Source organism: Serratia marcescens (assembly GCF_006715005.1).
Lineage (GTDB): Bacteria > Pseudomonadota > Gammaproteobacteria > Enterobacterales > Enterobacteriaceae > Serratia > Serratia montpellierensis.
This window is the reverse complement of record NZ_VFMJ01000001.1, coordinates 4,429,901-4,444,752: the sequence shown is the minus strand read 5'-3', so window position 1 is coordinate 4,444,752 and position 14,852 is coordinate 4,429,901. Positions and strand designations below refer to the sequence as shown.

General features: G+C 58.4%; 13 protein-coding genes. All 13 read left to right on the top strand.

Going from position 1 to position 14,852, the window contains the following annotated elements; genetic code table 11:
* The first annotated feature begins 156 nt into the window (after positions 1-156).
* The 13 genes from rho (at position 157) to wecG (ending at position 14,632) form a co-directional block, all read left to right on the top strand.
* Entirely contained in the window at positions 157-1,416 is a 1,260-nt protein-coding gene (rho, locus tag FHU12_RS21605; RefSeq protein WP_004934188.1) for a transcription termination factor Rho, read from the top strand.
* Between the two features lie 296 nt (positions 1,417-1,712).
* Positions 1,713-2,810 carry a UDP-N-acetylglucosamine--undecaprenyl-phosphate N-acetylglucosaminephosphotransferase gene (gene wecA / locus FHU12_RS21600; RefSeq protein WP_141971707.1) on the top strand — a complete coding sequence of 366 codons (1,098 nt, stop codon included), beginning with the start codon at positions 1,713-1,715 and terminating at the stop codon, positions 2,808-2,810.
* Between the two features lie 20 nt (positions 2,811-2,830).
* The gene (wzzE, locus tag FHU12_RS21595; protein ID WP_141971705.1) at positions 2,831-3,883 is read left to right on the top strand and encodes an ECA polysaccharide chain length modulation protein; all 1,053 of its coding nucleotides are present in this window, start codon (positions 2,831-2,833) and stop codon (positions 3,881-3,883) included.
* 86 nt (positions 3,884-3,969) lie between these two features.
* Entirely contained in the window at positions 3,970-5,100 is a 1,131-nt protein-coding gene (gene wecB / locus FHU12_RS21590) for a non-hydrolyzing UDP-N-acetylglucosamine 2-epimerase (protein ID WP_141971703.1), read from the top strand.
* Positions 5,097-6,359 carry a UDP-N-acetyl-D-mannosamine dehydrogenase gene (wecC, locus tag FHU12_RS21585; protein WP_060441219.1) on the top strand — a complete coding sequence of 421 codons (1,263 nt, stop codon included), beginning with the start codon at positions 5,097-5,099 and terminating at the stop codon, positions 6,357-6,359. Before wecB ends, wecC begins: the two co-directional genes overlap by 4 nt.
* Positions 6,350-7,423, top strand: a complete 1,074-nt coding sequence (gene rffG / locus FHU12_RS21580) for a dTDP-glucose 4,6-dehydratase (RefSeq protein WP_185742338.1) — start codon at positions 6,350-6,352, stop codon at positions 7,421-7,423. The genes wecC and rffG overlap by 10 nt, the downstream gene beginning before the upstream one ends.
* A gap of 48 nt (positions 7,424-7,471) precedes the next feature.
* Positions 7,472-8,353, top strand: a complete 882-nt coding sequence (gene rfbA, locus FHU12_RS21575; protein ID WP_141971699.1) for a glucose-1-phosphate thymidylyltransferase RfbA — start codon at positions 7,472-7,474, stop codon at positions 8,351-8,353.
* Positions 8,331-9,062, top strand: a complete 732-nt coding sequence (gene rffC / locus FHU12_RS21570; RefSeq protein ID WP_141971697.1) for a dTDP-4-amino-4,6-dideoxy-D-galactose acyltransferase — start codon at positions 8,331-8,333, stop codon at positions 9,060-9,062. Before rfbA ends, rffC begins: the two co-directional genes overlap by 23 nt.
* Positions 9,049-10,179 (top strand): dTDP-4-amino-4,6-dideoxygalactose transaminase, encoded by a 1,131-nt coding sequence (rffA, locus tag FHU12_RS21565; RefSeq protein ID WP_141971695.1) that lies wholly within the window; start codon positions 9,049-9,051, stop codon positions 10,177-10,179. The genes rffC and rffA overlap by 14 nt, the downstream gene beginning before the upstream one ends.
* A gap of 1 nt (position 10,180) precedes the next feature.
* A complete protein-coding gene (gene wzxE, locus FHU12_RS21560) occupies positions 10,181-11,431 on the top strand; it encodes a lipid III flippase WzxE (protein ID WP_141971693.1) in 1,251 nt (416 codons plus the stop codon).
* The gene (locus FHU12_RS21555; protein ID WP_033649866.1) at positions 11,428-12,513 is read left to right on the top strand and encodes a TDP-N-acetylfucosamine:lipid II N-acetylfucosaminyltransferase; all 1,086 of its coding nucleotides are present in this window, start codon (positions 11,428-11,430) and stop codon (positions 12,511-12,513) included. The genes wzxE and FHU12_RS21555 overlap by 4 nt, the downstream gene beginning before the upstream one ends.
* Positions 12,510-13,877 carry an ECA oligosaccharide polymerase gene (gene wzyE / locus FHU12_RS21550; RefSeq protein WP_038874075.1) on the top strand — a complete coding sequence of 456 codons (1,368 nt, stop codon included), beginning with the start codon at positions 12,510-12,512 and terminating at the stop codon, positions 13,875-13,877. Before FHU12_RS21555 ends, wzyE begins: the two co-directional genes overlap by 4 nt.
* Before the next feature lie 14 nt (positions 13,878-13,891).
* Complete coding sequence (wecG, locus tag FHU12_RS21545; RefSeq protein ID WP_141971691.1) at positions 13,892-14,632, top strand: lipopolysaccharide N-acetylmannosaminouronosyltransferase; 741 nt, start codon at positions 13,892-13,894, stop codon at positions 14,630-14,632.
* Positions 14,633-14,852 lie beyond the last annotated feature (220 nt).

The window sequence follows — 14,852 nt, the reverse complement described above, 5'->3', positions numbered from 1 at the left end:
CTTCAACCGTCAATGCGTGCGCCCGATGTAAGCCATTTCTTACCGCGACGGCTCTGCGCCCGGTGATCGAACGTCCAGTAAACAGGCACGCATCTCGCTGCCATACCATTCACGATACAAGTTCGAGACATACCCCGAGTTTAAGAACCCACCACTATGAATCTTACCGAATTAAAGAATACGCCGGTTTCTGAGCTGATTACTCTCGGCGAAAATATGGGGCTGGAAAACCTTGCCCGCATGCGCAAGCAGGACATTATCTTCTCCATTCTGAAGCAACATGCGAAAAGCGGAGAAGATATCTTCGGCGACGGCGTGCTCGAGATATTGCAGGATGGATTCGGTTTCCTCCGCTCTGGAGACAGTTCCTACCTCGCCGGTCCCGACGACATCTATGTATCCCCTAGCCAAATCCGCCGCTTCAACCTCCGCACAGGTGACACCATTTCCGGTAAGATTCGTCCGCCAAAAGAAGGCGAGCGCTATTTTGCCCTGTTGAAAGTCAACGAAGTCAACTACGACAAGCCGGAAAACGCCCGCAGCAAGATCCTGTTCGAGAACTTGACCCCGCTGCACGCCAATTCCCGTCTGCGGATGGAGCGCGGCAACGGCTCGACCGAAGACCTGACGGCGCGTGTACTGGACCTGGCGGCACCGATTGGCCGCGGCCAGCGTGGCCTGATCGTGGCACCGCCGAAAGCCGGTAAAACCATGCTGCTGCAGAACATCGCGCAGAGCATCGCCTACAACCACCCCGACTGCGTGCTGATGGTGCTGCTGATCGACGAACGTCCGGAAGAAGTGACCGAGATGCAGCGCTTGGTGAAAGGCGAAGTGATCGCATCGACCTTCGACGAACCGGCTTCGCGTCACGTGCAAGTGGCCGAAATGGTGATCGAGAAGGCCAAGCGCCTGGTTGAGCACAAGAAAGACGTGATCATTCTGCTCGACTCCATCACCCGTCTGGCGCGTGCCTACAACACCGTGGTACCGGCTTCCGGCAAGGTACTGACCGGTGGTGTGGACGCCAACGCCCTGCATCGCCCGAAGCGCTTCTTCGGTGCGGCACGTAACGTGGAAGAGGGCGGCAGCCTGACCATCATCGCGACCGCGCTGGTTGATACCGGTTCGAAGATGGACGAAGTGATCTACGAAGAATTTAAAGGTACCGGCAACATGGAATTGCACCTGGCGCGTAAAATCGCCGAGAAACGCGTATTCCCTGCGATCGATTACAACCGCTCCGGTACCCGTAAAGAAGAGTTGCTCACCACCTCCGAAGAGCTGCAGAAAATGTGGATCCTGCGCAAAATCATTCACCCGATGGGTGAGATTGACGCGATGGAGTTCCTCATTAATAAGTTGGCGATGACTAAAACCAACGATGAATTCTTCGATATGATGAAACGCTCATAATTCGTTAAAAAATTCGCTGAACGCCACGCCTAGTCGTGGCGTTTTTCGCTTTTGGCGGATACGATAAGTAGCAGTAATGGAAAAGTAAGTTGTTTCCTCGACTTATTGAGAATTCATCTTGTTTGTCGGTTGGCTCTGCGCCGATCGGCTTTGCTGCTGTCGTTTTGTCAGCCGATGCGAAGAAAATAGGCATGAATCACCGTTGTCATAGGAAATGACCGAAAGGTAGCGGGGGCCGATGGCACAAGCTATTGCCCGTGGTAAGCTGCCTTATCTTCTACAGAGATCTGTTAACTGTGAACTTACTCACTATGAGTACTGAAATTCTATTTGTTTTCCTGTTTTCTTTGGCTTTTCTCTTTGTTGCCCGCAAGGCGGCAAAACGTATTGGTCTGGTAGATAAACCCAATTATCGCAAACGCCATCAGGGGCTGATTCCGCTGGTCGGCGGTATTTCCGTTTATGCCGGGCTGTGCTTTGCGTTTTGGATTTCTGAACAACCTATCGCGCACGCCAAGCTTTATCTTACCTGCGCCGGCATTCTGGTGTTTGTGGGCGCGCTCGACGACCGGTTCGACATCAGCGTTAAAATCCGCGCCCTGGTGCAGGCGTTGGTCGGCATCGCCATGATGGTGTTCGCCGGTCTGTATCTGCGCAGCTTCGGCCATGTGCTGGGCGATTGGGAGATGCTGCTGGGGCCGTTTGGCTATCTGGTGACGCTGTTCGCGGTCTGGGCGGCAATCAACGCCTTCAACATGGTCGACGGCATCGATGGTCTGCTGGGGGGCTTGTCGTGCGTCTCCTTCGGCGCGCTGGGTGTGTTGCTGTACCTGAGCGGCCATCATGAGCTGGCGTTCTGGTGCTTTGCGATGATTGCCACCATCGTTCCCTATATTTTGCTCAACCTCGGCATCCTCGGCCGCCGCTATAAGGTGTTCATGGGGGACGCCGGCAGTACCCTGATCGGCTTTACCGCCATTTGGCTGCTGCTGCAAAGCTCGCAGGGAAAGGCACACTCGATTAACCCGGTGACCGCGCTGTGGATCATCGCTATTCCGCTGATGGACATGATAGCAATCATGTATCGTCGTTTACGCAAGGGGATGAGCCCCTTCTCTCCCGATCGTCAACATATTCACCACCTGATCATGCGCGCCGGCTTTACGCCGCGGCAGGCTTTCGTGTTGATCACCCTGGCGGCCGCATTGCTGGCGGCGGTTGGCGTGATCGGCGAACGCCTGACTTTTATCCCAGAGTGGGTTATGTTGGCATTATTCTTGCTTGCTTTCTTCCTGTACGGTTACTGCATCAAGCGCGCCTGGCGGGTTGCGCGGTACATTAAGCGTATCAAGCGTCGCCTGCGGCGTTCGAGCGATAACAAGCAAGTATCTTAACCAGAGGCTTTTTGGCTGTGATGAATCCAGAAACAACGTCTGACAAGCATACCCCGGCGGTGGATAACGAACTTGATATCCGCGGCCTGTGCTGCACCCTGTGGCGCGGCAAACCGTGGATTATCGGCATTGCGGTGCTGTTCGCGGCGGTCGCGCTGATCGTCTCTTATCTGGTTAAGCAAGAGTGGAGCGCGACCGCCATCACGGACAGACCTACGGTGAATGCGCTGGGCGGTTACTACTCGCAGCAGCAGTTCCTGCGTAATCTGGACGTGCGCACGCTGCCGGCGACGGCCGGCGAACAGCCGAGCATCGCGGACGAAGCGTACAATGAGTTCATCATGCAGCTGGCGGCTTACGATACGCGTCGCGATTTCTGGCTGCAGAGCGATTACTACAAGCAGCGCCAGGAAGGGGATGCCCGCGCCGATGCGGCGCTGCTCGACGAGCTGATCAACAACATCCTGTTCACGCCGCGCGACGACAAAAAAGTGCCGAACGACGGCGTGAAGCTGACGGCGGAAACCGCCGCGGACGCCAACCGCCTGCTGCGCCAATACGTGGCCTTCGCCAGCCATCGCGCTGCCCTGCACCTGAACGAAGAGATCCAGGGGGCATGGGCCGCCCGTACCACCTCGATGAAGGCGCAGGTCAAGCGCCAGGAAGCGGTGGCGGAGTCGGTTTACAAGCGTGAGCTGAACACCACGCAGCAGGCGCTGAAAATCGCCGAGAGCCAGGGGATAAGCCGCACGCAAACCGACACCCCGGCCGAGCAACTGCCGGATTCGGATCTGTTCCTGCTGGGCCGGCCGATGCTGCAGGCGCGTCTGGAAGGCCTGCAGGCCTCCGGCCCGACCTATGACCTGGATTACGATCAGAACCGCGCGATGCTGGCGACGCTGAACGTTGGCCCGACGTTGGATGAGAAGTTCCAGACCTATCGCTATTTGCGTACGCCGGAAGAGCCGGTAAAACGCGACAGCCCACGCCGGGTCTTCTGGCTGATTCTGTGGGGCGCGATGGGCGCTTTGGTTGGCGCGGGTGTTGCCTTGGCGCGTCGGCCGCGTAGTTAAAAAATAATATAATAATCTGATGCAGGGCGCGTGAGCGCCCCATTCGCAGGCGGGGCCTGCGATTAACCGACCAAAAGAGATTCGCTGTGAAAGTGTTGACTGTTTTCGGCACCAGGCCGGAAGCCATTAAAATGGCGCCGCTGGTACATGCACTGGCCCAGGATGAGGCCTTTGACGCAAGAGTCTGCGTAACGGCACAGCATCGTGAGATGTTGGATCAGGTATTGCGGTTGTTTGAGATTACGCCGGATTACGACCTGAACATCATGAAACCTGGTCAGGGGCTGACGGAAATCACCTGCCGCATCCTGGAAGGGCTGAAAGGGGTGCTGGAAGACTTCAAGCCGGACGTGGTGCTGGTGCACGGCGATACCACCACTACGCTGGCGACCAGCCTGGCGGCGTTCTATCAACGCATCCCCGTCGGGCATGTCGAAGCCGGGCTGCGCACCGGCAATCTGTATTCTCCCTGGCCGGAAGAGGCCAACCGCAAACTGACCGGCCATCTGGCGATGTACCATTTTGCGCCAACCGAAAACTCGCGCCAAAATCTGTTGCGCGAGCTGCTGCCGGACAACCGTATTTTCGTGACCGGCAATACGGTGATCGACGCGTTGTTCTGGGTGCGCGACCGCGTGATGAGCGATGCCGCACAGCAGGCTGGCCTGGCACAGCGTTACCCGTTCCTCGACGCCGATAAGAAACTGATTCTGGTCACCGGCCATCGCCGCGAAAGTTTTGGCGGCGGCTTTGAGCGAATTTGCAGCGCGCTGGCGGAGATTGCCCGCAACCACCCGGAAGTGCAGGTAGTGTATCCGGTGCATCTCAATCCGAACGTCAGCGAGCCGGTGAATCGCATCTTGAAAGGCATCGACAACGTCATGCTGATCGAGCCGCAGGATTATCTGCCGTTTGTCTATTTGATGACCCAAGCCTATATGATCCTGACCGATTCCGGCGGTATTCAGGAAGAGGCGCCATCGTTAGGCAAACCGGTGCTGGTGATGCGCGACACCACCGAACGCCCGGAAGCGATAGATGCGGGCACGGTACGGCTGGTCGGCACCGACGTGGCCAAAATTGTTGAAGCGGTGACCCGGCTGTTGACGGACGAAAGCGAATATCACGCGATGAGTCGGGCGCATAACCCATACGGTGACGGTCATGCCTGTCAGCGTATCCTCGAAGCTTTAAAGAATCATCAGGTGACACTATGAGTTTTGACACTATTTCGGTTATCGGCCTGGGTTATATCGGCTTGCCAACGGCGGCGGCGTTCGCTTCCCGCAAGAAAAAAGTGGTGGGGGTAGATGTTAACCAACATGCGGTAGATACCATTAACCGCGGTGCGATCCACATCGTCGAGCCGGATCTGGACAAAGTGGTCAAGGACGCCGTCGACGGTGGTTTCCTGCAGGCGGTGACCAAGCCGCTGGCGGCCGATGCATTCCTGATCGCGGTGCCTACGCCGTTCAAGGGCGATCACGAGCCGGATCTGGCCTATGTCGAAGCGGCGGCGAAATCGTTGGCGCCGGTGCTGAAAAAAGGCGATCTGGTGATCCTCGAGTCCACCTCGCCGGTGGGCGCCACCGAACAGATGGCGGAATGGCTGGCGCAGGCGCGTAGCGATCTCAGCTTCCCACAACAAGCGGGCGAAGCGGCGGACGTGAATATCGCCTACTGCCCGGAGCGCGTGCTGCCGGGGCAGGTCATGGTGGAACTGATTCAAAACGACCGCGTGATCGGCGGCATGACGCCGAAATGCTCGGAACGCGCCAGCGCGCTGTACAAGATTTTCCTCGAGGGCGAATGCGTGATCACCAACTCGCGCACTGCCGAGATGTGCAAGCTGACGGAAAACAGCTTCCGCGACGTGAATATCGCCTTTGCCAACGAATTGTCGTTGATCTGCGCCGAGCAGGGGATCAACGTCTGGGAACTGATCCGCCTGGCGAACCGCCATCCGCGGGTGAATATTCTGCAGCCGGGGCCGGGCGTCGGTGGTCACTGCATCGCCGTCGATCCGTGGTTTATCGTGGCGCAGAACCCGCAGCAGGCGCGCCTGATCCACACCGCTCGCCTGGTGAACGACGGTAAACCGCTGTGGGTGGTCGATCGGGTGAAAGCGGCGGTGGCCGATTGCCTGGCCGCCACCGACAAGCGCGCGTCCGAGGTCAAAATTGCCTGTTTCGGCCTGGCCTTCAAGCCGAATATCGACGATCTGCGTGAAAGCCCGGCGGTGGAAGTCGCACACCTGATTGCCGAATGGCACGTCGGCGAAACGCTGGCGGTGGAACCGAATGTCGAGCAGTTGCCGAAGTCGCTGGCGGGCCATGTGACGTTGACGCCAATCGCTGAGGCGTTGCAGCAGGCCGACGTGATCGTGATGTTGGTCGATCACCAGCAGTTCAAGGCCATCCGGCCGGAAGATGTAAAACAAACATGGGTTGTTGATACCAAAGGAGTATGGCGTTGAAACGTATTTTAGTTACCGGTGGTGCCGGTTTCATTGGCTCCGCAGTCGTGCGGCACATCATCGAGGCCACCGGCGATAGCGTGGTGGTGGTGGATAAGCTGACCTATGCCGGTAACCTCGAGTCGCTGGCGGTGGTGGCCGAGAGCGAACGCTATGCTTTCGAGCAGGTCGACATCTGCGATCGCGCCGAGCTGGATCGGGTATTTGCCCAGTATCAGCCGGACGTGGTGATGCACCTGGCGGCGGAAAGCCACGTCGATCGTTCTATCGACGGCCCGGCGGCCTTTATCGAGACCAACGTGGTTGGTACTTACACCCTGCTGGAGGCGGCGCGCCACTACTGGCAGCCGTTGGCCGCAGAGAAAAAGCAGTCTTTCCGTTTCCATCATATCTCCACCGATGAAGTGTACGGCGATCTGCACGGCACCGATGATCTGTTTACCGAAACCACGCCGTATGCGCCGAGCAGTCCGTATTCCGCCTCCAAGGCGTCGAGCGATCATCTGGTGCGTGCCTGGTTGCGCACCTACGGTTTGCCGACCCTCGTGACCAACTGTTCGAACAACTACGGTCCTTATCACTTCCCGGAGAAGCTGATCCCGCTGGTGATCCTGAATGCGGTAGCCGGCAAACCGCTGCCGGTATACGGCAACGGCGCGCAGGTGCGTGACTGGCTGTATGTGGAAGATCACGCGCGCGCGCTCTATCAGGTCGTGACCGAGGGCGTGGTGGGCGAAACTTACAATATCGGTGGCCATAACGAACGCAAGAATATCGAAGTGGTGCAGACCATTTGCGATCTGCTGGAAGAGCTGGCACCGAACAAGCCGCGGGGCGTGGCGAACTACCGCGATCTGATCACTTACGTGAAGGATCGCCCGGGCCACGATATGCGTTACGCCATCGACGCCGGCAAAATCGATCGTGAGTTGGGCTGGCGGCCGCAGGAAACCTTCGAAAGCGGCATTCGCAAAACGGTAGCCTGGTATCTGGCTAACGAAACCTGGTGGCGCCGGGTGCAAGACGGTTCTTATGCCGGTGAGCGTTTGGGGCTGTCAGATTAATTTAACGCCGCGTCGCTTTGCGCCGGCGCGGCGGGTTTTGGAGTAAGTATGAAAGGTATTATTCTGGCCGGCGGTTCCGGTACGCGTCTGCATCCGATTACTCGTGGCGTGTCCAAGCAACTGCTGCCGATTTATGACAAGCCGATGATCTATTACCCGATGTCGGTACTGATGTTGGCGGGGATCCGTGACATTTTGATCATCTCGACCCCGGAAGATCTGCCGTCCTTCGAACGTTTGTTGGGTAACGGCGAACAGTTCGGCGTCAATCTCAGCTATGCTGCGCAGCCTAAGCCGGAAGGTCTGGCGCAGGCGTTTCTGATCGGCGAGGAGTTTATCAACGGCGATTCTTGCTGCCTGGTGTTGGGAGATAACATCTTCTTCGGCCAGTCTTTCAGCCCGAAATTAAAAACCGTTGCGGCTCGCACCGAAGGTGCCACCGTGTTCGGTTATCAGGTGATGGATCCTGAACGCTTTGGCGTCGTGGAGTTTGACGACAACTTCCGCGCGCTGTCGATTGAAGAAAAACCGAAGAAACCGAAATCCGATTGGGCAGTGACCGGCCTGTACTTCTACGATAGCCAGGTGGTGGAGTTTGCCAAACAGGTGAAGCCTTCCGAGCGCGGCGAGCTGGAAATCACCAGCATCAACCAGATGTATCTGGAACGCGGTGAACTGACCGTCGAGCTGTTGGGGCGTGGTTTCGCCTGGTTGGACACCGGGACTCACGACAGCCTGCTGGAAGCCAGCAGCTTCGTGCAGACGGTAGAAAAACGTCAGGGCTTTAAAATCGCCTGCCTGGAAGAGATTGCCTGGCGTAACGGCTGGTTGGATGACAAGGGGTTGAAACGCGCCGCTACCTCATTATCCAAAACGGGCTACGGCAAGTATTTGCTGGATCTGCTGCATGCGCGTCCACGCCACTATTGAGCCTTTGGCGTGGGAAAGCGAGTTTTTCGCGCTAGACAGCGCGAAACTCAGCTTCTCCTCCTCGGCTCCGGTGCTTGCCGAAGCCGACTTGGCAGCTCATGCCCTGGTTCAGGCAAAACTTCCCGCGCAGCAACTGGCATTGGCGGATGGCCTCGCCGACTTGGGATTTCGTCTGGTTGAAGGGGAGGTCGATCTGGTCCTGGCTCTCGAGCGTGAACGAGCGGTAGAACCCGGCGACGGTACCCTGACTTCCCGTCTGGCAACCGAGTCCGATATCCCGACATTGCGCACCGCGGCGGCTCAGGCGTTCACCGTCAGCCGCTTTCGCGCACCTTGGTATCAACCTGATGACAGCGGCCGGTTTTATGCTTTGTGGATTGAAAAGGCCGTTTTAGGCACTTTCGATCATCAGTGCCTGTTAGCTCTGGGCGAGCAGGGGCAGCCAGAAGGCTTTGTCAGCCTGCGTGACATTGGCGGCCAGGAAATGCGCATCGGCCTGCTGGCGGCTTTCCCTGGCGCATCTGGCCGGGGCATTGGCTCCAGGCTGATGGCAGCGGCGATCGCCGAATGTCGGCGTCAAGGTATGCAGCGCCTGCGGGTCGCGACCCAGATAAGCAATATCGCCGCATTACGACTCTATCAACGACAGGGTGCCGTGATTGAAAGCACCGCGTACTGGTTATACAGAGGTAGACATGATTCCATTTAACGCTCCACCGGTTGTTGGCACTGAACTGGAATATATGCAGGCTGCTATGGGCAGCGGTAAGTTGTGCGGCGACGGCGGTTTTACCCGCCGCTGCCAGCAGTGGATGGAACAGCGTTTCGGCAGCGCGAAAGTGTTGCTGACGCCTTCCTGCACCGCGTCGTTGGAAATGGCCGCCATCCTGCTGGATATCCAGCCGGGTGATGAAGTGATCATGCCGAGTTTTACCTTCGTTTCCACCGCCAACGCCTTTGTGTTGCGCGGGGCTAAAGTGGTGTTCGTCGACCTGCGTCCGGACACCATGAACATCGACGAAACCAAAATCGAAGCGGCGATCACCGATAAAACCCGCGCGATCGTGCCGGTGCACTACGCCGGCGTCGCCTGCGAGATGGATACCATCATGGCGCTGGCGAAGAAATATAACCTGTTCGTGGTGGAAGACGCCGCGCAGGGCGTGATGTCGACCTACAAAGGCAAGGCATTGGGCACCATCGGCCATATCGGCTGCTTCAGCTTCCATGAAACCAAAAACTACACCGCCGGCGGCGAAGGCGGTGCGACGTTGGTGAACGATCCGGCTCTGGTCGATCGGGCGGAAGTCATCCGCGAGAAAGGCACCAACCGCAGCCAGTTCTTCCGTGGTCAGGTGGACAAATATACCTGGCGCGACATCGGCTCCAGCTATCTGATGTCTGACCTGCAGGCCGCTTACCTGTGGGGCCAGCTGGAAGTGGCGGAACGCATCAACCAGCGCCGCCTGTCGCTGTGGCAGAAGTACTACGACAGTTTCCTGCCGTTGGCGAAGGCCGGCCGCATCGAGCTGCCGAGCATACCGGCAGATTGTAGGCACAATGCGCACATGTTCTATATCAAGCTGCGCGATATCGGCGATCGCACGGCCTTTATCGACTACCTGAAGGAAGCCGAGATCATGGCGGTGTTCCACTATATCCCACTGCATGACTGCCCGGCCGGCGAACGTTTTGGTCGCTTTGCCGGCGAAGACCGTTACACCTCGCAGGAAAGCGCGCGCCTGGTGCGCTTGCCGCTGTTCTACAATATGTCCGATGTTAATCAGCGTACGGTAATCAATACCATCCTGAGCTTCTTTGCCTGATATGTCGCTGGCAAAAGCATCGATATGGACCGCCGGCTCCACGCTGATCAAAATCGGCGTGGGACTGTTGGTGGTGAAACTGCTGGCGGTGGCGTTTGGCCCCAGCGGGGTGGGGCAGGCGGGTAACTTCCGCCAGTTGATTACCGTGCTGGGCGTGCTGTCCGGCGCGGGCATTTTTAACGGCATCACCAAATACGTGGCGGAGCACCACCAGGATCCGCAGCGTCTGCGTCTGGCGGTGGGCACCGCATCGAGCATCGTGCTGGGCTTTTCGACTTTGCTGGCGCTGGTGTTTCTGTTCGCCGCCGAACCGATCAGCATCGGGCTGTTCGGGCATGCCGACTACGTCGATGTGGTGCGCGCCGTCGCCTTCATTCAGATGGGCATCGCCTACGCCAACCTGTTCATGGCGGTGCTGAAAGGCTATCGCGACGCGATGGGCAATGCGTTGGCGGTGATCGGCGGCAGCCTGATTGGCGTGGTGGCTTATTACCTGTGCTTCACGCTGGGTGGCTATGAAGGCGCGCTGGCGGGGCTGGCGCTGGTGCCTGCGTTGGTGGTGTTGCCTGCCGGGCTGATGCTGTGGCGGCGCAAAACGCTGCCGCTGCGCTATCTGGCGCCGCGTTGGGACAAACTCGTGGCCGGTAACCTCGGCAAGTTCACCATCATGGCGTTGATCACGTCGGTGACGCTGCCGGTGGCCTACGTGATGATGCGAAACCTGCTGGCAGCGCATTACGGTTGGGATGAGGTGGGGATTTGGCAGGGCGTCAGCAGCATTTCCGATGCCTATCTGCAGTTTATCACCGCTTCGTTTACCGTCTATTTGCTGCCGACGCTGTCGCGGCTGACGGACAAGGGCGCCATCTCACGGGAGATCGTGCGTTCGCTGAAATTCGTGCTGCCGGCGGTAGCGGCAGCGAGCTTTACGGTTTGGGTGCTGCGCGATTTCGCTATTTGGCTGCTGTTCTCGGACAAGTTTGTCGCCATGCGCGATCTGTTTGCTTGGCAGTTGGTGGGCGACGTGCTGAAAGTCGGGGCCTATGTGTTCGGCTATCTGGTGATCGCCAAAGCGTCGCTGCGCTTCTATATCCTGACGGAAGTCAGCCAGTTTCTGTTGCTGACGCTGTTCTCGCACTGGCTGATCCCGCTGCACGGCGCGTTGGGGGCGGCTCAGGCCTATATGGCAACCTACATCGTGTATTTCGCGCTCTGTAGCTGCGTGTTCCTTATTTATCGTAGACGAGTATGACCACACTGATTCACGTTCTGGGATCCGATATCCCGCATCATAACCAGACGGTGCTGCGCTTCTTCAACGACGTGCTGGCGCCGCGTTTGCCGGCTGAGCAGACGCGGCATTTTATGGTGGCGGCCAAGGATGTGGCGGCACTGGGTGATTTCCCCGCCCTGAATATTGAGCCCTACGCCGACAAAAAAAGCCTGGCGGCAGCGGTCATCGCCCGTGCCCAGGCCGATCGCGATGCGCGCTTCTTCCTGCACGGCCAGTTCAACCCGGGTCTGTGGTTGGCGCTGCTGAGCGGCAAGATCAAGGCGCGTCAGGTCAGTTGGCATATTTGGGGCGCCGATCTGTATGAGGACGCCACCAGCTGGAAATTCCGGCTGTTCTATCTGCTGCGCCGCATTGCGCAGGGGCGAGTAGGGAACGTGTTTGCCACTCGCGGCGACGTGATTCACTACCAGCAGCGCCATGCGCGGGTGCCGGCCTCGCTGCTGTACTTCCCGACCCGCATGGATCCGGCGCTGACCGACGTTCACGTCGAGAAAAACCTGGCCGGGCCGATGACGATTCTGGTGGGCAACTCCGGCGATCGCAGCAATCGGCATATCGAAGCGCTGCAGGCGATTCATCAGCAGTTCGGCGCCGACGTGCGCGTGATCCTGCCGATGGGCTATCCGGCCAATAACGACGCCTACATCGAGCAGGTGCGCGCCGCCGGATTGCCGCTGTTCGGCGAAAAAAACCTGCAGCTGCTCACGCAGCAGGTGGCGTTTGAGGACTACCTCAATATTCTGCGCGCCTGCGATCTCGGTTATTTCATTTTCAATCGCCAGCAGGGGATTGGCACCCTGTGCCTGCTGATTCAGTTCGGCGTGCCTTTCGTGCTCAGCCGGCAAAACCCGTTCTGGCAGGACTTGGCGGAACAGCATCTGCCGGTATTGTTCTACGGCGATTCGCTCGACGAGGCGGTGGTGCGCGAAGCGCAGCGTCAGCTGGCGGCGGTGGATAAACAGGCGATCGCCTTTTTCAATCCGAACTATGTCGACGGCTGGCAGCAAGCCCTGGCGTTGGCGGCGGGAGAGCACTCATGACGTTGGCGCAATTCGGCGGCCTGTTCGTCGTCTATCTGGTCAGCCTGACGTTTATCCTGACGCTGACCTATCAGGAGTTTCGGCGGGTGCGCTTTAACTTCAATGTCTTCTTCTCGTTGCTGTATTTGCTGACGTTTTATTTCGGCTTCCCGCTGACCTGTCTGCTGGTGTTTCAGTTTGACGTCGAGGTGGTGCCGGTGGAGTTTCTGCTGTACGCCCTGCTGTCGGCGACGGCGTTTTACGCTATCTATTACGTCACCTACAAGACCCGGCTGCGCAAGCGCCGCACTGAGCCGCGTGCGGCGCTGTTTACCATGAACCGGGTAGAGACTCATATGACCTGGGTGCTGCTGGCCTTGGTGGCGATCGGTACCGTTGGGATCTTCTTCATGCAGAACGGCTTCCTGCTGTTCAAACTCAATTCCTACAGCCAGATCTTCTCCAGCGACGTGTCCGGCGTAGCGCTCAAGCGGTTCTTCTACTTCTTCATTCCGGCGATGCTGGTGGTCTATTTCCTGCGGCAGGATCTGCGCGCCTGGTTCTTGTTCCTGGTGGCGACGGTGGCGTTCGGCATTCTGACCTACGTGATCGTCGGCGGCACTCGCGCCAACATCATCATCGCCTTCGCGCTGTTCCTGTTTATCGGTATCGTGCGCGGCTGGATCACGCTGTGGATGCTGGCGGCGGCGGGCATATTCGGCGTGGTCGGCATGTTCTGGCTGGCGTTGAAGCGCTATAGCCTGGACGTCAGCGGCGCGGAAGCGTTTTATACCTTCCTCTACCTGACCCGCGATACCTTCTCGCCGTGGGAAAACCTGGCGCTGCTGCTGCAAAATTACGACAAGATCGATTTCCAGGGCCTGGCGCCGATCGTGCGTGATTTCTACGTCTTTATTCCAACCTGGCTATGGCCAGGCCGGCCGGACGTGGTGCTGAACTCAGCCAACTATTTCACCTGGGAAGTGCTGAACAATCACTCCGGGCTGGCGATTTCCCCGACGCTGATCGGTTCACTGGTGGTGATGGGCGGCGCGCTGTTTATCCCGCTCGGCGCGATTCTGGTGGGCATGATCATCAAGTGGTTCGACTGGCTGTATGAGTTGGGCAAAACCGAACCGAACCGCTATAAGGCGGCCATTCTGCAAGGCTTCTGCTTCGGTGCGGTGTTCAACATAATCGTATTGGCGCGCGAAGGGGTGGACTCATTCGTGTCGCGCGTGGTGTTCTTCTGCATTATTTTCGGCGCCTGTCTGGTGCTGGCGAAGTTGCTGTATTGGCTGTTCGATACCGCCGGGCTGATCAAGGCCAGAGTGACGCGCGCCCGCGCGCTGGCGTCTCCGCCTCGGGCGAACGGTCTTTTGTAAGGGTAATGAGAACGATGGAAACAAAGATTTCGGTGCCGCAGTATGAGCTGCGCGGTTTCAGCCTGTGGGGCTTTCGCGATATGGCGCACTGCATGGACTTTCTGTTCGACGGCGGGCGGGTCAAACAGGGCACGCTGGTGGCCATGAACGCGGAAAAGATCCTGAAGGCGGAAGAGGACCAGGCGCTGCATGCGTTGCTGGATGAGGCGGAGTACAAGTACGCCGACGGCATCAGCATGGTGCGCTCGATTCGCCGCAAATACCCGGCGGCGGACGTTTCGCGCGTTGCGGGCGCCGATCTGTGGGAAGCCTTGATGCAGCGCGCCGGCCGTGAAGGCACGCCGGTCTTCCTGGTCGGTGGCAAGCCCGAGGTCTTGGCGGAAACCGAGCAAAAGCTGCGCAGCCAGTGGAATGTCAACCTGGTGGGTAGCCAGGATGGCTATTTCAAACCGGAGCAACGTGAGGTGCTGTTCGAGCGTATTCGCGCCAGCGGTGCCGCTATCGTGACGGTGGCGATGGGATCGCCGAAGCAGGAGATCCTGATGCGCGACTGCCGCAAGGTGCATCCGCAGGCGCTGTACATGGGCGTGGGCGGCACCTACGACGTCTTTACCGGCCATGTGAAGCGTGCGCCCAAGGTGTGGCAGAACCTCGGTCTGGAATGGCTCTACCGCCTGCTCAGCCAGCCCAGCCGCATTGGCCGGCAGTTGAAGCTGTTGAAGTTTGTCGGCTACTACTACAGCGGCAAGATGTAACCTCTACATCCGGGGCGGAAAGTGCTGTTCCGCTCCGGTCTGCTGTACCAATAATCTGCTTTTGCACGTTTCTCCCGCATATCTATAACCCCCAGCCCTAAACGCAGCCGCATTTATTCCATAAAGTTTTAAATTGCGGTTTGCTTATAGCGGCGAAATGCGAAACGATACCGCCCGGAAATTATCCCCGGCCGCTGAAGCCTGATGCGACAGCGCTGAA